This window comes from Arthrobacter sp. BGA-UO-ETr-C19 (genome assembly GCF_059568005.1).
Window position 1 is genome coordinate 268,663 of sequence record NZ_JCAQPC010000008.1, and the last position, 20,203, is coordinate 288,865.

General features: G+C 66.6%; 20 protein-coding genes and 3 tRNA genes. 5 read left to right on the plus strand and 18 right to left on the minus strand.

The window, feature by feature from the left end:
* Window positions 1-27 precede the first annotated feature (27 nt).
* Window positions 28-927, plus strand: a complete 900-nt coding sequence (locus AC57BR_RS04290; RefSeq protein WP_496358514.1) for a DUF8083 family protein — start codon at window positions 28-30, stop codon at window positions 925-927.
* Between the two features lie 55 nt (window positions 928-982).
* Here the strand turns inward: AC57BR_RS04290 and AC57BR_RS04295 are convergent, their stop codons facing one another.
* From AC57BR_RS04295 to AC57BR_RS04315, 5 genes are all read right to left on the minus strand, one after another.
* Complete coding sequence (locus AC57BR_RS04295; protein WP_307099436.1) at window positions 983-2,038, minus strand: LacI family DNA-binding transcriptional regulator; 1,056 nt, start codon at window positions 2,036-2,038, stop codon at window positions 983-985.
* 80 nt (window positions 2,039-2,118) lie between these two features.
* Entirely contained in the window at window positions 2,119-2,382 is a 264-nt protein-coding gene (locus AC57BR_RS04300; protein WP_003799109.1) for a hypothetical protein, read from the minus strand.
* On the minus strand, window positions 2,379-3,278 hold the full coding sequence (locus AC57BR_RS04305) for a carbohydrate ABC transporter permease (RefSeq protein WP_496358515.1): 900 nt from the start codon (window positions 3,276-3,278) through the stop codon (window positions 2,379-2,381). Before AC57BR_RS04305 ends, AC57BR_RS04300 begins: the two co-directional genes overlap by 4 nt.
* A complete protein-coding gene (locus AC57BR_RS04310) occupies window positions 3,275-4,312 on the minus strand; it encodes a carbohydrate ABC transporter permease (protein ID WP_496358516.1) in 1,038 nt (345 codons plus the stop codon). The genes AC57BR_RS04305 and AC57BR_RS04310 overlap by 4 nt, the downstream gene beginning before the upstream one ends.
* A 7-nt stretch (window positions 4,313-4,319) precedes the next feature.
* Window positions 4,320-5,615, minus strand: coding sequence for an ABC transporter substrate-binding protein (locus tag AC57BR_RS04315; protein ID WP_496358518.1), 1,296 nt, complete (start codon window positions 5,613-5,615; stop codon window positions 4,320-4,322).
* 126 nt (window positions 5,616-5,741) lie between these two features.
* On the opposite strand from AC57BR_RS04315, the gene AC57BR_RS04320 reads away from it, so the two are divergent.
* Complete coding sequence (locus AC57BR_RS04320) at window positions 5,742-7,613, plus strand: glycoside hydrolase family 13 protein (protein WP_496358519.1); 1,872 nt, start codon at window positions 5,742-5,744, stop codon at window positions 7,611-7,613.
* Window positions 7,614-7,683: 70 nt separating this feature from the next.
* Here the strand turns inward: AC57BR_RS04320 and AC57BR_RS04325 are convergent, their stop codons facing one another.
* The 10 genes from AC57BR_RS04325 to AC57BR_RS04370 all read right to left on the minus strand — a co-directional run bounded on the left by AC57BR_RS04325 (window position 7,684) and on the right by AC57BR_RS04370 (window position 13,537).
* The gene (locus AC57BR_RS04325) at window positions 7,684-8,295 is read right to left on the minus strand and encodes a hypothetical protein (protein ID WP_496358520.1); all 612 of its coding nucleotides are present in this window, start codon (window positions 8,293-8,295) and stop codon (window positions 7,684-7,686) included.
* The gene (locus tag AC57BR_RS04330) at window positions 8,292-8,942 is read right to left on the minus strand and encodes a hypothetical protein (RefSeq protein ID WP_496358521.1); all 651 of its coding nucleotides are present in this window, start codon (window positions 8,940-8,942) and stop codon (window positions 8,292-8,294) included. Before AC57BR_RS04330 ends, AC57BR_RS04325 begins: the two co-directional genes overlap by 4 nt.
* Window positions 8,939-9,322 carry a hypothetical protein gene (locus AC57BR_RS04335; RefSeq protein ID WP_496358522.1) on the minus strand — a complete coding sequence of 128 codons (384 nt, stop codon included), beginning with the start codon at window positions 9,320-9,322 and terminating at the stop codon, window positions 8,939-8,941. Before AC57BR_RS04335 ends, AC57BR_RS04330 begins: the two co-directional genes overlap by 4 nt.
* Window positions 9,323-9,335: 13 nt before the next feature.
* Window positions 9,336-9,527, minus strand: coding sequence for a DUF2273 domain-containing protein (locus tag AC57BR_RS04340; RefSeq protein WP_306920600.1), 192 nt, complete (start codon window positions 9,525-9,527; stop codon window positions 9,336-9,338).
* Window positions 9,524-9,979: an Asp23/Gls24 family envelope stress response protein gene (locus AC57BR_RS04345; protein ID WP_496358523.1), complete on the minus strand. Its 456-nt coding sequence runs from the start codon at window positions 9,977-9,979 to the stop codon at window positions 9,524-9,526. The genes AC57BR_RS04340 and AC57BR_RS04345 overlap by 4 nt, the downstream gene beginning before the upstream one ends.
* A gap of 101 nt (window positions 9,980-10,080) precedes the next feature.
* Window positions 10,081-10,548, minus strand: a complete 468-nt coding sequence (locus AC57BR_RS04350; RefSeq protein WP_496358524.1) for a hypothetical protein — start codon at window positions 10,546-10,548, stop codon at window positions 10,081-10,083.
* 246 nt (window positions 10,549-10,794) lie between these two features.
* On the minus strand, window positions 10,795-12,390 hold the full coding sequence (locus AC57BR_RS04355) for a glycoside hydrolase family 68 protein (RefSeq protein ID WP_496358525.1): 1,596 nt from the start codon (window positions 12,388-12,390) through the stop codon (window positions 10,795-10,797).
* Window positions 12,391-13,174: 784 nt separating this feature from the next.
* Window positions 13,175-13,250, minus strand: a tRNA-Phe gene (locus AC57BR_RS04360).
* 48 nt (window positions 13,251-13,298) lie between these two features.
* Window positions 13,299-13,372 (minus strand) — tRNA-Asp (locus AC57BR_RS04365).
* A gap of 92 nt (window positions 13,373-13,464) precedes the next feature.
* Window positions 13,465-13,537, minus strand: a tRNA-Glu gene (locus tag AC57BR_RS04370).
* Window positions 13,538-13,778: 241 nt separating this feature from the next.
* On the opposite strand from AC57BR_RS04370, the gene AC57BR_RS04375 reads away from it, so the two are divergent.
* From AC57BR_RS04375 to AC57BR_RS04385, 3 genes are all read left to right on the plus strand, one after another.
* Complete coding sequence (locus tag AC57BR_RS04375; protein WP_496358526.1) at window positions 13,779-14,762, plus strand: DMT family transporter; 984 nt, start codon at window positions 13,779-13,781, stop codon at window positions 14,760-14,762.
* 9 nt (window positions 14,763-14,771) lie between these two features.
* On the plus strand, window positions 14,772-15,200 hold the full coding sequence (locus tag AC57BR_RS04380; protein WP_496358527.1) for a metallopeptidase family protein: 429 nt from the start codon (window positions 14,772-14,774) through the stop codon (window positions 15,198-15,200).
* Window positions 15,201-15,396: 196 nt separating this feature from the next.
* Complete coding sequence (locus AC57BR_RS04385; RefSeq protein ID WP_496358528.1) at window positions 15,397-16,929, plus strand: C40 family peptidase; 1,533 nt, start codon at window positions 15,397-15,399, stop codon at window positions 16,927-16,929.
* 9 nt (window positions 16,930-16,938) lie between these two features.
* Here AC57BR_RS04385 and AC57BR_RS04390 read toward each other — a convergent pair whose 3' ends face one another.
* The 3 genes from AC57BR_RS04390 to AC57BR_RS04400 all read right to left on the minus strand — a co-directional run bounded on the left by AC57BR_RS04390 (window position 16,939) and on the right by AC57BR_RS04400 (window position 20,112).
* Window positions 16,939-17,688 (minus strand): ABC transporter permease, encoded by a 750-nt coding sequence (locus AC57BR_RS04390; RefSeq protein WP_496358553.1) that lies wholly within the window; start codon window positions 17,686-17,688, stop codon window positions 16,939-16,941.
* A gap of 172 nt (window positions 17,689-17,860) precedes the next feature.
* Complete coding sequence (locus AC57BR_RS04395; RefSeq protein WP_496358554.1) at window positions 17,861-18,817, minus strand: ABC transporter ATP-binding protein; 957 nt, start codon at window positions 18,815-18,817, stop codon at window positions 17,861-17,863.
* A gap of 137 nt (window positions 18,818-18,954) precedes the next feature.
* Window positions 18,955-20,112: a LolA family protein gene (locus AC57BR_RS04400; protein WP_496358529.1), complete on the minus strand. Its 1,158-nt coding sequence runs from the start codon at window positions 20,110-20,112 to the stop codon at window positions 18,955-18,957.
* Window positions 20,113-20,203: the final 91 nt, after the last annotated feature.

The window sequence follows — 20,203 nt, forward strand, 5'->3', positions numbered from 1 at the left end:
CTGACGGCTGATGACAGGCAGGCATTCATGACGGGCAACCTCTACCGGGGCCAGGCCGGGCTCCCGTTTTCCTCCACGCTGCGCGTTTATGAGCCGCTGGAGGCGTTTCCGGAGGAGCAGCGCCCCGCCATCAAGTCAGCCGGCGAACGGGCGGCGTCCCGCGCCGCGGTCGAAAACGCCGAGCTGCTGGCTTCCCTGGGGAGGATCACCCGGCCCGGCGGCGATCCGTTCCCCACCGGCCGAACCGACCTGGTGCGCGTCACCCGCGCCCCGGGTGTCCCCGTGGAGGATGCCGGCAAGGAAAGCTCCGAGGAGGAAACGGCCGACGGCGTCGCGCTGCTTTACTGCCCCAGCCAGCTGGTGCTTCGGGCCGGGTTGGCGGCAAACGCCCTGATCGAAGGCATCCACGGGCCCCTGGCCGAGCTGCTGATCCCCGAGGAACAGCGGGACAGGCACCAGGAACGCATCGACCTGGTCAATGCCCGCGACGGCATCACCCGGGTGCACACCCGGGCTTCCACCTGGGGCATCCCCTTCAGCTGGTTCTCGCTGTTCCTCGAGTCCGACCCGCAGGATGTAGTGGAGGCGGGCGGCAGGATCCTCACCGTGCGGGTGTGGACGCCGATCTCCGACGCCCTCGACCGGGTGCGGTACGCCGTCGCAAACCTTGCCCTCGCCGCGCCGGACCTGGACATGCTGGACGACCTCACGCAGCTCACCGAATGGCTGGAGCTCTTCCACGCGGACTCCATGGTGGAACTGGACTACGGCGCGGTGGCGGACAAGGTCTACCCGGATGACTCCCCCATGGACGTGCGGCTGGGCATCGAGTGCCTCGCCGAGGGTGACATGACCGGCGCGGCTGCCGCCTACCGCCGGCTTGCCTCGCGCTGGATCCCGATCCGCCAGCTGGCCCGGGCCTCGTAACCAGGGCTGATCCCCAGCCCTGCACGCTGTCTTTGTGCAAAGGTCAGGTGCGCTGTCAGGAGGACCGGGGCGGCGCCGTCGTGCGTCTGACAATCAGGCGGTGGGGTGCGACGGAGGACCGCACCGAACCGGTGATCCCCAGGAGTTCGTCGAGCAGCATCTTGGTGCCAAGTTCCGCCTGCTCGTCCGGCCGCTGCCCCACAGTGGTGAGGCCGATGGCGTCGGAAAAATCGTGGTCGTCGATGCCGATGACGGACAGTTCCTCGGGCACCCGTACGCCGACCCGGTTCGCTTCGAAGATGACTCCCATGGCCATTTCATCTGAAGCGCAGAAGATGGCGGTGGGTTTGGCGCCGGGCTGGGCCCACAGCCGCCGGAATGCCTCCTGGCCGCTGCGGACGGTAAAGTCGCCCCATTCGTCCCACTCGGGACGGACTTCCAGGCCCGCGGCTGACATGACGTCCTGGAAAGCCAGGATGCGGACGCGGGGAACATCGAAGTTGAGGTCCGTTTCGTCGTCGCCGTGCAGCAGCGCAATGTCCCGGTGGCCAAGCTCGATCAGGTGTTTGACGGCGGTGGAGGCTGCCGCGTAGTCGTCGATGCCGATGTAGGCACATTCCTCCACGTGGCCGCCCACCACCACCAGCGGAATGTCGATCTTCTGCAGATGCTCCAGCTCGTCCCTGGTCAGCGCCATACACAGGACCAGGAGGGCATCGATCTGCTTGTAAACCATGGTCTTGCTGAAGAGCCGCTCGCGGTGGCTGCCGTGGCCACCGAGGTTGAAGAGGGAAAGGTTGTACTGCCGGGCGTGCAGTTCGCGGTCCGCGCCCTCAATGGCCTTCGAGAAAAACCACCGGCTCACAAAGGGAGCCAGCACTCCGATGGTCTTGGTGCGTCCGGTGGCAAGGCCGGACGCCGAGGATGAGGCAACGTAGCCCAGCGCCGCGGCCACCTCAAGGATTTTTTCCCGGGTGGCCGGGGAGACGCGGGGCAGGCCGCGCACCGCGCGGGACACGGTGGCGGTGGAAACACCCGCGGCCGCGGCCACGTCTTCGATACTGACTCCCGAGTGGCCACCGCGCTGTGCCCTTTCAGTAGTGCGCGCCACGATGTCCTCTCTAAGCCCTCATGCAGATTTCCGCCGCGCCGTTCTCCCGGCGGCAAGTGTCCATTTTAGTCCCGCTGTCCTCACTTGCGGCGCGTGGCCGTGCGTGCGGGGAGTCGCTTGCGCAGCCTCACCATGCCGTACAGTGCCAGCAGTGTGGCCAGCAGCCCCAGCGCCCAGAAGACGGCGGGCTGCGCCGTCAGTTCCATCCAGACCGTGGCGACGAGCAGCACCACGGCCCAGAAGCCAAGGAATCCGATGATGATGTCGAAGTCCTCGCCGGAGCGGACGCGCTTGGGCGCGATCGGTTCCGGTTTCCTGCCCTGTGGTGCTGCTCCGTGCGTCACTTGACAGCGCCCGCCGTCAGGCCGGCCACAATCTTGCGCTGGAACACCAGCACCAGGATGACCAGCGGGATGGTGACAATGGTGCCGGCAGCCATGATGGCCGTGTACGGGACCTGGTTCGGCTGGGCCCCGGCGAAGTTGGCGATGGCCACCGTTACCGGCTGGGTTGCATCGCTGGACAGCTGGCTGGCGATCAGGAATTCATTCCACGAGGAGATGAACGCCAGGATCGCCGTGGTGAAGATGGCCGGTGCGGCGAGGGGCATGATGACCTTGCGGAAGGCCTGTCCCTGCGTGCATCCGTCCACCCGGGCCGACTCCTCCAGTTCCCATGGCATCTCCCGGAAGAAGGAGGTCATGGTGTACACCGTCAGCGGCAGGACGAACGAAATGTTCGGGATGATCAGCGCCTGGTAGCTCCCCATCCAGCCGATGTTGGTGAACAGCTGGAACAGCGGGGTGATCAGGGCAACGCCCGGGAACATGGATGCGCCCAGGATGAAGCCGAGCACCATGTACTTGAACCGGAAGTTCAGCCGCGCCAGCGCGTACGCCGCGAAAACACCGATGACCAGCGACACCAGCGTGACCACGCCGCCGATGAAGACGCTGTTGAGCAGCGCCTGGCCGAAGCGGTTGCCGAACGAGGTGTCGAACGCGGTGTTGAAGTTGTCCAGCGTGACATGGGTGGGAAGGATCGAGGTGTCGTAGGTGAAGCCCACCTCCCGGAACGCTGTCACCACCATCCAGTACGCCGGTGCGAGGCACCAGATCAGGATGACCGCGGCGCTGATGTAGGTCCTGCCCTGCGCCCACTTCTCCCTGTTCTGGGCCTTGCGGCGGCCTCGGTCCTGCTCCGCGCGCAGGCTTGTGGCGGAGGATATCGCGGCGGTCATTTCTTCCCCTTACCAGTGGCGCCGCTTTGTTCAACAACATTTGCGCCGAGGAACCGGACAAAGATGAACGCGACAAGAAAGATGATGATGAAGGTGATGGTCGACAACGCCGCGGCGGCATTGAACCCTTGTCTGATTTGGTTGATCACCAGGATGGACAGCGTGGTGGTGTTGTTCGCGCCGCCGGTCAGGATGTACGGGAGGTCGAACATGCGCAGCGCGTCCAGGGTACGGAACAGGATGGCCACCATCAGGGCCGGCTTCACCAGCGGCAGCGTAATCAGCCGGAAGCGCTGCCAGGCGGTGGCGCCGTCGACCTTGGCGGCCTCGTAAACCTCGGCCGGGATCATTTGGAGTCCGGCGAGGATCAGCAGGGCCATGAACGGAGTGGTCTTCCAGACATCCGCGATGACCACAGCCCACTTCGCCGGCCATTCGCTGCCGGTCCACAGGATCGAGGTGTTGAACAGCTTGTTGGCGATGCCTTCGAAGGCGAAGATGAAGAACCAGAGCTTCGCGGTCACGGCGGTGGGGATGGCCCACGGCACCAGCACCGCAGCGCGGACCATGCTCCGGCCCTTGAAGGTGCGGGCCATGATCATTGCCATCCAGAAACCCAGGACGGTCTCGAAGGCTACGGTGACCACGGTAAAGAAGAACGTAGTTGCCGTGGCCGACCAGAACTGGGACCCGAGGGTGCCCGGCGGGCACGCGACCGTTCCGCCGGCCGGGGCCGAGCACTGCTGGGCTATCCAGTTGACGTAGTTCTGAACGCCGGCGGGCCCGCCTGCCGTAAAGAGGCCAGTGGCAGGGTCAAGGCCAGCGTCCTTCTGGAAGGACATCACGATTGCGCTGACGATCGGGTACACGATCACAATCGCAAGGGCGATGATGGTCGGGGCAAGGAGCCACGAGGCCCACCTGCCCTGACTGAGAATCTTGTTATCCTCACCCACGCCCTTGGGGCCGTGGTGGATCGGGGTGCCGCCCGACGCCGGTGCCTTGACCGGCGTCGGGCCTACTTCGGTTGCCATGGCAGAACTACGATCCTGCACCGGCGGACTCGATGGACTTCTGCATGTCAGACAGTGCAGTGTCCACGGGCTTCTCGCCCTTGATGGCCGAATACGCGTTCTCCTGGATCGCCTTGGTAACCGCCGGGTAGAACGGGGTGACCGGGCGCGGCTTGGCGTTCTCGATGGAGGTCTTCAGGACGGGCAGGTACGGGAGCTTCTTCACTAGGGCGGCGTCCGTGTAGAGGCTGCCCAGCACCGGAGCCAGTGAACCCTGGGTCGCGTAGAACTTCTCGGTCTCCTCGGACGTCATGAACTTCAGGAAGTCCAGGGCAGTCGCCTTGTTCTTTGAGTAGACGCTGACAGCCATGCTGTGGCCGCCCAGCGAGGAGGCACCAGGGCCGTCCTTGCCCGGGATCGGGGCGATGCCCAGCTTGTCCTTCACCGCCGACGAACCTTCAGTGGTCGCCAGGTTGTAGACGTAAGGCCAGTTGCGCAGAAAGAGGAGCTTTCCGCTCTGGAACGCCTGGCGGCTCTGCTCCTCCTGGAAGGTGATGCCTTCCTTCGGGATGTTGCCGTCCGCGTAGGCCTTGGCCAGGTTCTCCAGGCCAGCCTTGGCCTGGTCGGTGTTCAGGCTGGGCTTGCCGTCGGCATCCAGGACGGCGCCTCCGGCGGAGTTGATGGCCTCCGAAGCGTTGACGGTCAGGCCCTCATACTTGCTGAACTGCCCGGCGTAGCAGCCAATGTTGTTCTGCTTGGCGATGGAGCACATGCCCATCATCTCGTCCCACGTCTTCGGCGGGGTGGGGACCAGGTCCTTGCGGTAGTACAGCAGGGCCCCGTCGGAGGTCTGCGGCGCCGCGTACAGCGTTCCCTTGTACGTGGCACTGTCCACGGTTGGCTTCAGCATGGCGCTGGTGTCGAAGGCCATCTTGTCCTTCAGCGGCTGGAGCCATCCCTTGGCCGCGAACTCAGCGGTCCACACGACGTCAACGTCCACGACGTCGTAGCTGGCATCCTTGGCCTGGAAGTGCTGCACGATGTCGTCGTGCTGCTGGTCCGCCTGGTCCGTCTGCTCCTTGAACGTCACCTTCTCGTTCGGGTGGGCGGCGTTCCACTTGGCGACCAGCGGGCGGACAACGTTGCTGTTGTCCTTGCCCTGAACGTACGTGATGGGACCGCGGCCGTCCAGGTTGTTCGCGGCGTCGCCTCCCCCGGCACCGCCGCCTGTGGTGCCGCCCCCGCCGCCGCCGCCACAGGCAGACAGGGTCAGAGCGAGCACGCCGGCAGTGGCAACCGGGAGTAAGAACTTAGGGGTTTTCATTGGCTGGAGACTCCTCGCTGAGTGACATGGAAATCAATCGTGCGGTTGATGTGGTGACTGTCACACTAGTAACGTTGCCCGAAGATATGCAAGCGTTTACACCTAATTGTTACCGGAGAGGCAACTATGAGTCACCGCCCGATCAGCACGCCGGCATCCGAGACAGCGGCGTGGTGGGCCCACGCGGCCGTGTACCAGATTTATCCGCGTTCTTTTTCTGATGGGAACGGTGACGGCATGGGTGACCTGCCCGGCGTCACGGCGCGCCTGCCCTACCTGCAGCAGCTCGGCGTCGACGCTGTCTGGCTCTCGCCGTTCTACCGTTCCCCGCAGGCGGACGGCGGCTACGACGTCGCCGATTACCGGCAGGTGGACCCGGCGTTCGGTACGCTGGCCGACTTCGACGCCATGCTGGACGAGGCGCACAGCCGCGGACTGAAGGTGATCGTCGACCTGGTGCCCAACCACACGTCCGATGAACATGTGTGGTTCCAGGAGGCCCTTGCTGCGGAACCCGGCTCGGCCGCCAGGGAGCGCTACATGTTCCGCCCCGGGAAGGACGAGGTTCCCGGCTCCGGCGACGGCAACATCGCGCCCAACAACTGGAAATCCATCTTCGGCGGACCGGCCTGGACGCGGACCACGAATGCGGACGGATCCCCTGGCGACTGGTACTTGCACCTGTTCGACACGAAGCAGCCGGACCTCAATTGGGAAAACCCCGAGGTCTGGGAGGAGATGCGTTCCGTGCTCCGCTTCTGGCTGGACCGGGGCGTGGACGGCTTCCGGGTGGATGTGGCCCACGGGATGGTGAAGGAGGCCGGACTTCCGGACTGGGAAGGTGTGGCTGCCATGGTGGAAGGATCCGCCGAAGCCACCCACATGACGGATCCCCCGGGTGCCCACGGAGAGTCCGCTGAGCCCCATACGGCGCACGCTTCTCCGGCCGGTGCCGGCCCGGGCGCCGCCGAGAAGGGGGCCGGCCTGGGTGCCGCCGTGGGCACGGAACACGAGCCCGTATCGCCGCTGTATCCGCCGTCGCCGTTCTTCGACCAGGACGGCGTCCATGACATCTACCGCGACTGGAACCGGGTCCTGGCCGGATACGGCGGCGACCGCATGCTGGTGGCCGAGGCGTGGGTTGAACCCGCGGAACGGCTCGCCCGGTACATCCGCCCGGACGAGATGCAGCAGGCCTTCAACTTCGATTTCCTGCTGGCCGGCTGGAATGCCCAGCGGATGGCCGTGGCCATCGAGGACTCCCTCCAAGCGGCCGCATCCGTAGGGGCGCCGTCCACGTGGGTGCTGAGCAACCACGACACCGTGCGCCACCCGAGCCGCTTCGGCCTGCAGGACCCCACCACCTTCCCGAAGGGCATCGCCGCGGAGGACGAACAGCCCGATGCCGCCCTGGGCCTGGCCCGTGCCCGGGCCGCCACGCTGGTGTCCCTGGCCCTCCCCGGTTCCGCCTACATTTACCAGGGCGAGGAACTTGGCCTCCCAGAGCACACCACGCTGCCCGCAGAAGCCCGGCAGGACCCCACGTTCTTCCGGACCAACGGCATCGAGCGCGGGCGCGACGGCTGCCGGGTGCCGCTGCCGTGGAAATCCGAAGCGCCGGGGTATGGCTTTGCGGCGGCATCCACTGCGCAGGACCCGGCCGCGCCCTGGCTGCCCCAGCCCGAATCCTTCGAAGCTTTGGCCGCCGACCGGCAGGACGGCGTCAAGGGCTCCACACTGGAGCTGTACCGCTCCGCGCTCACCGCACGCCGGAGCCACGGGCTGGGATCCGGGACATTCTGCTGGGCGGACAACCACGATCCCGAACTGGGCGTCCTGGCCTTCCACAACCGTGACGTCCTCGTGGTCGCCAACACGGGGGCGGAGCCGACGCCGGTCCCCGACGGCTACCGGGTGGCACTGTCCAGCGCTGAAGAACCAGGCGCTGACGAAGCCGTGGTTGGGCCCAACAGCGCTGCTTACCTGGTGGCCGGATAAACAGCCCGGCGGCTTCTGTGGCGGCTTCTCACTGACCCGGTTCCAGCTGTCAGAGTGCCAAATAGCGGAGCTAGCGGACCCGCTCAGCGCGGCTGAACCGGGTCCGCGCGCCGGCTGCGATATGCACCAGGACAGGCGTCCGCTGGCCCACCACGGCGCTCAGGGCATCGACGAGGTCGGCCGCTTCGGCGGCGACGGCCTGCGGCGGCACACCCGCCCGCGGGTGCAGCCGGAGCTTCAGCGCGGGCTGGCCCTTGAGGTCGTAGATCGAGACGCTGGCTCCGGCGAGGTCGGGACGGTCGGCCAGGGCGTTCTTCAGCGCCTGCTCGGCCACTCCCCCGCCGATCCGGATGTCGCCGGGAACGCCGCCGGGGTCCTCTGCTGCCAGCAGGAGGTCGGTGCGGCCCTTGCCCTGCTGGGCGATCCACGCAACCATGAGGCCGATCAGCAGCACCACGGCGAGGACCAGGACGATCCACAGCCAGCTCCCCTGCCGGCCGGGGAACTGCGTGCCCTCAAAGGCTGCTGCGGCGTTGTCCGACACGCTTTTGGACCAGGAGTGCCACCACGCCGCGACGGCAGGGACAGCCGCCAGCAGTACCAGCAGAACACCGATCACCAGCAGCTTGAAGCCAAGAATGCCGAGAATGATGCGGTTGAGAAGCCTGGGTGTGCCGTTCATGCGCCCACCACCCCCGAGGTCGACAGATTGATGGTCACCTCGGGCATGGGCGACGGTCCCATGGCCTGCAGTTCGTCCTCCACCGCCTGCCGGATGGCGTTTTCGCTGACGGGCACACCGGATGTGGGGCGGACATTGACCACCACCTGGCGCCGGGAAACCACCACCATGACCTGTTCCTGCGTGACATTGGCCGCCAGCCGCGCGCTCCGGGCAAGTGCCGCGGCGATGACCTCATCATCGACCACCACGGCGATCCGCCGGTCAGCAAGCAGATGCCTGGCCCGGCGCCCGGGCAGGACCGCGCTCAGGAAAAAGAAGAGACCTACTGCGGCGGTCACTGCTCCGGCAGCACCCAGCAGCAGCGGCGGTACGCCCGACGGGAGTGCCACCATCCGTTCGGCCGCCGTCTGCGGATCGATAAGCCAGGGCGGCTGGCCAATGGCGCGCACCGCGGATTCCAGGAGGGCATACAGACAGAGCACGATGACGAGGGAACCGGCGATGACAGCTGCCACGGCACGGGAGGAGTGGGTCTCGCGGTGCAGGACGCGGCGCATGTCGATGCCGGCGGCGTGCGCCGCACCGGGGCCGCCCTGCGCCGGCTCCCCGCCGGCCTCATGCTGCTGTTCGACAACGGAACTCACCGCACCCTCCCCGCTTCCGTGACGTGGGCACCGCTGATGCGGATATCCACCCTGCTCAGGCTCGCACCGCTGAGTTCGGTGACCTTGGTCAGAATGTCGGTCTTGGCGTGCACGGTCCTGTCCCAGATGGAGCCGCCCAATAACTGGACGCGTCCCGGGTCACGGAGTACGGCGGTCAGGCTGGGGATCCGGATAGGGGCCACGAGTGACAAAGCCAGCAGGCCGCCGTCGTCCGTCCAGTCAGCGCGCACGTCATGGGCATGAATGCCCAGGGCGTCGGCAGCGGCAGCCTTTGCCAGGCTCGTGAGCGCCTGGGTGCTGATCCTGTTGTGGCCACTGTACTGGCGGCTGGGTGTCGCTGGTTCGGCCGCCTGGCTCATGTCGGCTGCCCGTTCATGAGGATGAGCGCCGGCCGGTGATGGCATCGATGACGCTGCGCAGGTCCAGTTTCCCTTCTGCGGCGCGGCCCAGGAGCGCACCGATTCCCATGAACAGCAGGGAGATCAGGAAGCCCCAGAGGCCGAACTGTAGTGACATGAACGCCACGAAGGCGCCGACGGCGATTCCGACGACAGTGGGGCTCACAGGACCGCCTCCCGCTCAGCGACGGCGGGCGCGCCCGTCGGCTTCACCGGGGGTGCAATGTAGACATCGTTGATCTCGACGTTCACCTCAATGACCTGCAGACCCACCAGCTTCTCGACGGCCGAGTAAACGCTGGCCCTCACCTGGTTGGCCAGGGCATGCAGCGGAGCGCCGTAGACCGCCACCAGGGTTATATCGACTGCCACCTGGGTTTCGCCCACCTCGGCGTGCACGCCAGCGGCATGATCGGAGCTGCCCACCGCGTCCCTGATGGCTCCGAGCGCACGGGAGGAGCCGGTCCCCAGGGAGTACACACCGGGCACGGCCCGGGCCGCAATCCCGGCGACTTTGGCCACGGCCGTCTCGGAGATCACGGTCCGTCCCCCGGCTGCGGCCGGCACCAGGGCAGGGTCCGCTCGAACGGCGGCGGATTGTGGATTCTGGTATTCCATCAGCACTCCCCTTCTGTTGAACACAACCCTATCCCTTAGGTACGACAACGTCAGGGGCCCGCGGCACCGCGTCCCCGCGGAGCCATGCGGCGTCCGGCGGGTTAGTGGCAGTTCGCGGACAGCCAGCTTGTCACGGGGGCCATGGCTGCTTCGAACTTGCCGTTGGAGTACACGCTCTGGTCGGAGAGCCCGGCCAGGGCCACCTCGTTCAGCCGCGCGAAGTCCGCCTTCAGCGCCTCCGGCACCCGCTGGGCCGTCTCGGCCAGTTCCGCCTTTTTCTGTTCCAGTTCCGCCGTCTTGCCCTTCGCGGCGGAGAGAGGCAGCAGGGACGCCCCCGTGGCCTGCGTGGAGATGGCATCACAGGCCTCAGCCGCCGAGGCATAGCCGCCAAAGGGACCGGACGCCGCGCTGGCGGATGCGGTGGGAGCGGCGCTGCCGGCCGCCGTCGTGGACGGTCCAGACGCCGACGGCGCACTGCCGGAGGCAGGCCCGGAGCAGGCACTAAGTGCCACTACGGCAAAGAGGGCGGCGGCGTACAGCGGGCGGGCAAGATGTTTCACGGTGTCCATTCCTGGAGTGGTTTTGCCGCCTTGGGCGGCCTGGCTGGGCAGCCGCAGAACGCCTGCCCCGTCCCCCGGCGTGCGAGTCTAGCCCGGCTGCGGTACGTCTTTCCAAGTTGACAGGCCGGGCGCATTTTGCAGTCCTGCCCTTGGATCGCACTGTATATACAGATGCAGACTGTACAGAGACGCAGACGCAGCAGGAGGCGCCCGGACCAGGTCCGGGCGCCTCTTGCTTATTGCAACAGTGACGGCTTACTTGTAGAGGCCGTTGCCGCCAACGTGGACGTTGGTGGGCAGGTAACCGAACGGGCCAAGGCCGTTCTGGCCGAAGCTGCGGTCAACCTTGGACACGCCATCGCGGAAGTTGATCTTCACGGTGGGCGACAGGGATCCGCCGCGGACGCCGTTCACGTTGTCGATGAAGGACTGGACCAGGCCGCCAGGCTGCACGTAGTGCGAGTAGGCCTGGAACTGACGGCCGTTCTGGTTCGGCGTCGGGGCCTCCGGGGATTCGGAGGGCAGGTTCAGGTCCGTCGGGGAGCCCAGGGCCAGGCCGCTGTTGTTCATCGGCTGGTAGTCGGAGCGGACGCCGTCGCCCACAAAGCCGTAGACGCCGTCGGGTCCGCGCATGCCTGCAGCGTAGGTGAACTGGTGGCTGATGGTGAACAGGTAGTACTTGTTCTTGCCGTTTTCATTCTGGATGAAAATCTGCGGACGCTCGGTCTGGTCGTTGACGCAGTTGGCGGACAGAATCGGCGGCAGGAAGTGCCACTTGGTCAGGTCCTTGTTGTCTGCAACTGCCAGGCCAACGTTGGCGGTCTGGTAGTAGGCACCTGTGCTGTTGACCTTATCCACGTTCTCCGCGTTGGGGTCACCCTTGGCGTAGCCCAGGTCCGCGTTCTCGCAGCGGTAGTCGCCGCGCTTGCCGCCGGTGTTGCCTTCGAACACCATGTAGGTCTTGCCGGGGTGGGCCGGGTCAGCGAAGGTGTAGGGGTCGCGGAACGCGAAGCCCGGGTTCTGCGCCTTGTTCTGGTACAGCTTTCCGTCCGGTTCGAGCAGCTTGGTGTGCTGGAAGCCGTCGAAGGTCACGCCGTTCTTGTCCGCGTGGATGTTGCCGAGCGCCTTGGCGATGACGGCGTCCGGGGCGATGCCGCCGCCGCCTGCGTTGCGCTCCTTGACGTCGTAGAACGTGGTGGCCGTGTAGAACACGTTCACGTGGTTGCCCTGCATCAGGCGGGTGGAGCCGGACCATTCGGTGTTGCCGATGGAGGTGTTGTCCAGGAACAGGTGTCCGCCGTAGTTCCACTTGTCCTTGGCCGGGTCGGCGTTGGTCTTGCGGAAGAAGTAGCCAATGCGGGCGTTCCAGTGGCGCTGGTCGAAGCCGTAGCCTGCGTGCCGGTCAGCGACCAGCGAGAAGATCACGTCGTAACCCTTGTAGCTGATCTGGTTCGCGTTCTCGTCGGTCAGCGACCAGGTGTCCCAGACCCACACGTCATCGTTCATGGCGGGGAAGTCCTCGGGGATCTCCGGCATGGTGACATCGGGGCTCATGGAGTTCTGGCCCGGCTTAACCGTGGAGTCGCTCTGCGCCATGATCTGCTTGGCATCCGCACGGGTCCACTTTGAGGTGAAGTCCGACGCCGGGTCGTGTGCCGTCTGGGTGTGGGGTGTCGGCAGGGGGAAGCCGGGAGTCGGTGCCGGCATCTGGGTGCTCGATGGCGGATCCGATGGCTCATTTGCCTGCGCCGAGGGCACGGATAGGAACGCCGTGGCGGCGACAGTTGCCACCAGAGCTGCGGCGGCGGGGCGCCACCGCAGCATCCGGGGGGTGTTGGGGTGCTTGTGCATTTTTGCTCTTCTCGCGGAGTTACGTTCGTGGAAGACGGGCAGCTGCCCTTGTCCCCCGAACTCCGGAGACCCCAATGACACGGCATGCGTCATCGAGGACGCCGTTGTGTCGAGGGGGAAAACGGGGTTTGGGTAGGACCCCGCGCTGGGCAATTGGAAATGTCATACATTTCGCGGCCCACACTCAACGCTAGACAACGTTGTCAGCCGAGTTCAACACGGTTTTCGGCGCGTACTCCCGATGTGGTCCGCTGGATGCAAGCGTTTACATCTCGTTTACGCGCGCGTGCCCCACTTCAGTGGTGGAATCAAACGCGTCTTCATAAAGGCGTCATCAATGGCGTTGATCACACCCGTGACCGGGAGTTCTTTGACCGAAACGGGGCACTTTGAAGCGGAACACGCCGGACGCCGTCGTGAATTACGACGCCGACGCCGCCAAAGTGCCCCACGACAGCTCACACCCTCTGGCCACCTGGCCCACAGAGGTTCGGCGGCAGGGTGGCCCGCAGAGGTTCGGCGGCAGAGTGGCGGCGGCAGAGTGGTGGCGGCAGGGTGGCGGCGGCAGGGGTGGCGACCGAAACGGGGCGCTTTGACGCGGGACACGCCGGACGCCGGCATGGGTTACGACGCCGACGCCCCCAAAGTGCCCCACGACGGTCCCAGTCCGGCTGGAGAACCAGAGTTGGCGACCCAGAGTTGGGTAATCAGGGCAAAGCGGGGGCAGCGAAACCCGGGGAACGAAAAAACCCCGCCGTTCCTAATGGAACAGCGGGGTTTTAGCTGGTGGCTCCGACCGGCGTCGATCCGGTGACCTTTCGATTTTCAGTCGAACGCTCTACCAACTGAGCTACAGAGCCTAGGTGACGTGTCACCATGACGGCCGGAATTTCTTCCGGCAATCAAAGCGACCCTGACGGGACTTGAACCCGCGACCTCCGCCGTGACAGGGCGGCGCGCTAACCAACTGCGCTACAGGGCCTTGCTATTTCTTGCTTCGCAGTATTGCTACCGCGTTTTTTCAAGGACTCCAGCCTACCAGACTTTTTTGCCTGCTTTGACCACTTCCTTGCGTACCCCCAACGGGATTCGAACCCGTGCCGCCGCCGTGAAAGGGCGGTGTCCTAGGCCGCTAGACGATGGGGGCCTGGACTCAATTTGGCTGAACAAGGGCAAAAATAAAGGGCCGAAGCCTTTCGTTCTTGTCCTTTCGTGTTCCTCCGAACTGGACCTGTAAAACTATAGAGCCTCTCACCGGAATATCCAAAATCGGCCCGCAGTCCACCCAAACGGCAGGCCATTCAGGGCCCGCCACAATGGCACTTTCTTGGCTAGACATGGCCGATTTCCGCCAGCCACCGCGCGGGGAACGGGGCTAGATTGGCACCATGGCATCCACCGCCGGCACGAGCCCCCACCAGCCCCATTCCCCCGAAGGCTTCTCCACAGGAGGACCGGCGCCAGACGGAGCCGCCGCCGAGAATCCCGTCTCCGGGAAACCTGCCTCTTCCGTAAACGCGCTGGGCGTCACCGCCGTCGTGGTGACAGTAGTGCTCTGGGCTTCCGCCTTCGTGGGCATCCGCGCCGTCGGCCCAAGTTTCTCCCCCGGAGCCCTGACGCTGGGGCGGCTGGCGATCGCCGCCGTCGTGCTCGGCGCGGTGGTGCTGCCAAAGTTGCGGGCGCTGCCTCGGGGCCGCGAGTGGTGGCCGATCCTCGCCTACGGCGTCATGTGGTTCGCCGGGTACAACGTGGCGCTCAACGCCGCGGAGCATTCGCTCGACGCCGGAACCAGCGCGCTGCTCATCAACGTGAACCCCATTCTGGTGGCCGTAATGGCAGGCATCATCCTCAAGGAGGGATTTCCGCGCTGGCTGATCATTGGCAGCCTCGTGGCGTTCGGCGGCGTCGCGGTCATCGCTTTGGGGTCGGGGACGCGTTCGACGGCGGACGTGGCCGGCGTGCTGCTTTGCCTCCTCGCCGCTGCACTCGCCGCCGTCAGCGTCATCATCCAGAAGCCCGTGCTGCGGAAGTTTCCGGCCGGGCAGGCCACGTGGTTCGGAATCATGGTGGGTCTGGTCTGCTGCCTGCCTTTCGGTGGCCAGCTTGTGACGGAGCTGCAGGCGGCGCCGCTGCCGGCCACCCTTGGCCTGGTCTACCTGGGCATCTTCCCCACCGCCATCGCCTTCACCACCTGGGCCTACGCGCTGTCCCTGATCGACGCCGGGAAGCTGGCTGCCACCACCTATCTGGTTCCCGGCACCACCGTGCTGATCTCCTGGCTGGTGCTCAGCGAGATCCCGACCGTCTGGGGACTCGTGGGCGGCGCCATCTGCCTCCTCGGCGTCGGGCTGACCAGGCGGAGATCCCGCTAAAGTTTGGATATGCCCGCAAACCTGCCGCCCGGCCTCCCGATCGTGCCGAACGGAACCGGCGACCCGTCGGGGTTCGAGATGTCCGAAGCCGACTTCGAGGCCGCCGTCAGCGACGCCCTCGACCAGCTTCCGGCCGAGGTGGCGCGGGCCATGGACAACGTGGCGGTATTCATCGACGACGACTACGTCCCCCAGCCCGGCGAGGACCCGGACACAGTGCTCCTGGGACTGTACGAGGGAGTGCCCCTGACCGAGCGCGACTCCTGGTGGGACGCGGGATCCCTGCCGGACCGCATCACCATCTACCGCCAGCCCATCCTGGACATCTGCTCCTCGCGCGAGGACGTGGTGGAGGAAGTCGCGGTAACAGTGATCCACGAGATTGCCCACCACTTCGGAATCGATGACCAGCGGCTTCACGAACTCGGCTGGGACTAGCCGTGCAGCAACTTTCCCCGCGACACGCCCGCCGGATCTGCACCCAAATGACACTCGTGTTGTTTATGTTATTGATGTGACCAGTGTTGCCAAAGCGGCAAATTGGCACCTAACCTCAGAGGGCTGGGCATCTTCAGAGGGGCACTTCCGTGCCGCCTCCCGACTCGTTCGCCCCGCCTGACTTGCGAGGTTATGAATGAGTTTGACCGGCCCCGGCCGCACAGCGGCTGTCCTGTGCACCGCCGTCGTTCTCCTTGGAACCCTCGCAGCACCTGCGAGAGCTGACCTGGCATTCGCGGTTGCGCCGGCAACGGCCGTGACCATTCCGGCGTCGGAAATCCCCTCCCCGGAGGACATCGCTGCCGCCAAGTCCAGTGAAAGTGCGACGGCGGCAAAGGTCACCGACATTGAGGGCATCCTCGCGGATGCCGCGGCGGACCAGGAGGTCACGTTCGCACGGACGCTCGAAGCCAATAACGCCTACAGCAACGCCCTGGTGGAGCTGGACACGAGGTCGGACGCGGCCGCGGTGGCCACGGCCAGGGCTGCTGCCGCGGACAAGGAACAGTCCAAGAGCCGGAAGGCCGTGGGGCAGCTGGCCGGGGACCTGTACCGGAACGGCGGCCTTAATCCGGAGCTGAGCGGCCTGGTCACGGGCTCGGGCGACGTCCTCGCCAAGGCCGCAACGCTGCAGGCCTTCACCGCCGGCCGGAGCAGGGCCTTCGCCGCTGCCGAAACCACCGCCGCAGCCGCCGAATCACTCACCGCTGCTGCCGCCGACGCCCGCCGTGCAGCAGACGACGCCGCGAAAACCGCCGAGACGCTCAAGGCCGAGGCAGACCAGGCGAACGCAGCCCAGGTGAGGGCAGTGGCGGATGCCAAAGCGCAGCGGACTGTCCTCGTGGGGCAGCTTGCCTCGCTGCGGAACACCACCGCAGCGCTCGAATCCGCCCGTGTGGACGGGCTGGAGCGCCAGCGCCAGCAGGCCCGTCTCGCCGCCGTGACTGCGGCAGCCGAACGTGCCGCCGCAGACCAGGCGGCCGCAGACAGGGCAGCGGCTGAGAATGCTGCGGCGTCCGGCAACGGGGATGCAGCCCCGGCGGAACAGTCCGCGTCCGTGCCGGGCCGGACGCCGGCCCAAGCCGCTCCTTCCCAAAACACTCCTTCACAGGCCGCTCCGGCGGCTCCTTCAGCCCCTTTGCCTGAGGCTCCGGCGCCGGTCCGCCCTGCTCCCGTCCGCCCTGCTCCCGCGCCCGTACGCCCGGCGCCAGTACGCCCGGCGCCAGCTCCTGCGCCAGCACCTGCCCCTGCACCTGCGCCTGCACCTGCGCCCGTTCAACCGGCCCCTTCTCCGGGCGGTTCGAACCAGGCGGCCATTTCGGTGGCGATGGGCAAGGTTGGATCACCGTACTTCTACCAGTACGGCGGGACAGGTGCGTACGGCTTCGACTGTTCCGGCCTGGTCCAGAACGCGTTCGCAGCCATCGGAAAGCAACTTCCGCGCACGGCTGCCGAGCAGTTCGCCCAGGCACCCGTCCACGTGCCCCTGTCCCAGGCGCAGCCCGGTGATCTCCTGGTCTGGGGATCGGCCCCCGGTTTCTACCACGTGGCGATCTACCTGGGCGGCGGCAAGGTGGTCCAGGCACTGAACCCGTCCGCGGGCATCACCGTGACTGACCTGGGCATGATGGCCGGCATGCAGCTGCACCCCGTCGCCGCGCGCTACTAGCAGAAACCCCTAGGACAGCACGTCCTTGCTCACGAACCTGCCGTACGCGAGCGCGCCGAACACTGCGATGTGGCCCGCCTGCAACAGCGCGTTGTCACCGAACGAGTCCCAGCCGATGGGCTGGCGAAGCAGGTCTGCGAAGCCGAACCAGTAGTGCGTGAACAGCCACGGGTGCAGCCACTCCAGCTGGGGCAGCTGGTCGAGCACCTGGGATACGACGGACAGCACGATCGTGGCGGCCATGGCGCCCACGGGGACGTCGGTCAGGGTCGACAGAAACAGCCCGATGGCCGACAACCCCAGCAGGGATACGGCCTGATATGCGGCGATCAGCAGCATCCTGACCAGCGCCTCGTCCGGTTCCACCAGGTCGCCCGAAAGCAGCGCCACCGGTCCCACAGGGAAGAGAGCCCAACCGATGCCAGCGCCGGCGAGCGCCACGGCCAGCGGCGCGGAAAGACAAAAAACAGCTGCTCCGGCATACTTCACCAGCAGGAGGCGCACCCTTCCGGCAGGTGCCACCAGCAGGTATCGCAACGTGCCCAGTCCGGCTTCCCCGGCAATGGTGTCCCCCGCGACCACGCCAATGGTCAGCGGAAGGAACAGCGGAACGGAAACCAGCATCGCCGTGACGGCCACGAACAGCCCGTTCTGGCTGATCCGGTCCAGGAAAGCGGGCCCCCTCCCCGGGGGAACGGCTGAGGAAACGCGGACGACGACGGCGATCACCACCGGGATGGCGGCGAGCGCCAGAAGCATCGCCTGCGTCCTGCGGCGGCGGAACAGCTGCTTCACCTCCGAGGCGAGCAGCGAACCGCTGGACGGCCGGCGCCTGGCACCGGCCGCCGGGCCGTTTTGCACGGTCAGCAGCTGCGCTGCCGGTTCCTGCGCTTCCGGTTCGTACGCTCCCGGTTCCTGCGCCGGCGGCCGGTCACTGTGCGACATCGAAGCCCTCCCCCGTCAAAGCCACGAAGCGGTCCTCCAGGCTGCCGCGCTCCACCGTGAACCCGCGGACACGCACCCCGTCCGCCACGAGGGCAGCCACGATCGCCTCCGGTGCCACGCCTCCGTTTGCGGAGGGTTCACCTGCCGGCGCCGCGTGACCCGCAGGACCTGGAAACCCGGTGCCAACGGGCAGGCTCGACGTGATGACGGCGTCCGCGCCGCCGGGGTGTCCCACAACCGGGGACAAACCGAACCGCGCCAAAACGCCCGAGGCCGTCCCGGCGTCGGGCGTCAGCAGGCGGAGCTGCGCGGTTCCCGCCTGGCGGAGTTCGGCCAGGGGTCCCTGGGCCACCAGCCGGCCAGCGCTCATGATCGCCGCATGCGTGCAGATCTGCTCCACTTCGGCGAGCAGGTGGCTGGACACGAACACGGTGGCACCGTCGGCGGCGAGGGACCGCACCAGGTGCCGGACCTCCCGCGTGCCCTGCGGATCCAGCCCGTTAGTGGGTTCGTCCAGCACCAGCAATTCGCGCCTTGCCAGCAGCGCATTGGCGATTCCCAACCGCTGCTTCATTCCGAGCGAGTAGGCCCGCACCTTCTTGCGGGCAGCATGGGAAAGCCCCACACGTTCCAGCGCTTCAGCCACCCGCGCGGGGCGGGTTGACGGCACGGCATGGCGGTCCGCTGCATCAAGGCGGTGCAGATTTGCCGTGCCCGAGAGGAAGGGATAGAAAGCCGGACCCTCCACCAGCGCACCCACCCTGGGCAGGACCTCATCCAGCTGCCGCGGCATGTCCAGCCCCAGGACCCTGACCTCCCCCGCCGTCGGGGCGGCGAGGCCCAGCATCATGCGGATGGTGGTGGTCTTGCCGGAACCGTTGGGGCCGAGGAATCCGAAGACAGAACCCTGGGGTACGGTCAGGTCGATGTTGTTGACGGCCATCTGGTGGCCGAACCGCTTGCTCAGCCCCTTGGTCTCTATGGCCGGGCCACCTTTTGCCCTGAAAGCGGGCGCGCTCGTTTCCGGTACGGCGGCTGCCGAGGCGTCAGTTGCGGAACCCGGACCGCGGCCAGCGGCTGTCACCTCGCGGCAGCGGCGGCCTGGAGCCGCTCCAGGGGCACGGAACCAACGAACGTCCGGCCGTCGTCGGTCAGCAGGACATTGACCAGTGAGGTGGAGATGGCCCGGCCGCCGTCAACAGTCACGGTCGCCTGGCGAAGCAGGGGATCATTGAGCAGCCTGTCGACCGATTGCTTTCCGGACTCAGGGGACGCGGACGGGGCGGAAGCGGATGGGGCCGGGATGCCGACGATCCGTTCCCAGCCGGAGCCGGTTACCGTCGGGGCGTGCCCGCGCATGCCCTTGTGGGCTGAATCCCTGTCGGCTGGATCTTTGCTGCCCGGATTCCTGTCAGCCGGGTCCTTTGCGCCGCTGGGCATGGCCGGCACCGCAAGTTCCTTCACCGAGGCACCCGGCGGCGGCGAGAAGTTGAAGAGGCTCGCGTCGGGGGCCCCGAGCGTCAGGTTGGAGAACGCGGTCCGGAAGGCAGGCTCCTGTTGCCCGCGAGCCCGGACTTCCACGCTCAGCGGCATGCCGTTCTCACCATCCACGGCCACAGCCACGGAGCCCACCAGGGTCACGTCCGACCGCGGCGTGAGGACCAGATTGTAGGCCGTCCTGCCTGCCACCTCGGTGTCCCCGGCCACCGCCACTTCGGTGCTGCCGTCCAGCTTGTCGAGCATCTTGGCCGCCAGTTCCTCCGGCGTTGCGACACCTGCGTGCATGTCATGGCTGCGGGATTCCTTCGATGCAGCCGCGGGAAGCGTGACGTGCGTGGCCGTGTTGTCCTTGGAGTTGTACAGCCACAGTTCGTTGCCCTGCCGGACGGCGTCGCGCTCGGCCATCCGGTCCATAACCTGGACGCGGGCTTTGCTTGGCCCGTCGACGTAGACCCGGGAGCTGTGTGGCCCGGTCAGCAGCTCGGCGAGGGAACCCGTGCCTGCACCCGAGGTGGGCCCTACCTGGGGGACATCGGGCAGGCCGAGTTCGGAGGACTGTTCCACCGTGCCGGAGAAGGACTTGGTCTGGTGTTGTCCGATCATGGCCAGCACCTGGGCCGGTGTCTTCTCGGGCAACGGATCCCGGGCGCTCGCGGGCAGGGACCCCGCCAGGACTCCGGCAGCTATCACAGCAGGTACGGCCACGGCAGGTGTCCACCGTAGCCAGATCGCAGTCATGTCAACTCCGCTCCGACGTCGCAGCTCATACCATCAGGGTACGCCTCGGCCTCCCTGGTGGCAGCCCCCGGCAGGGCTGCCGGCTTTCCCT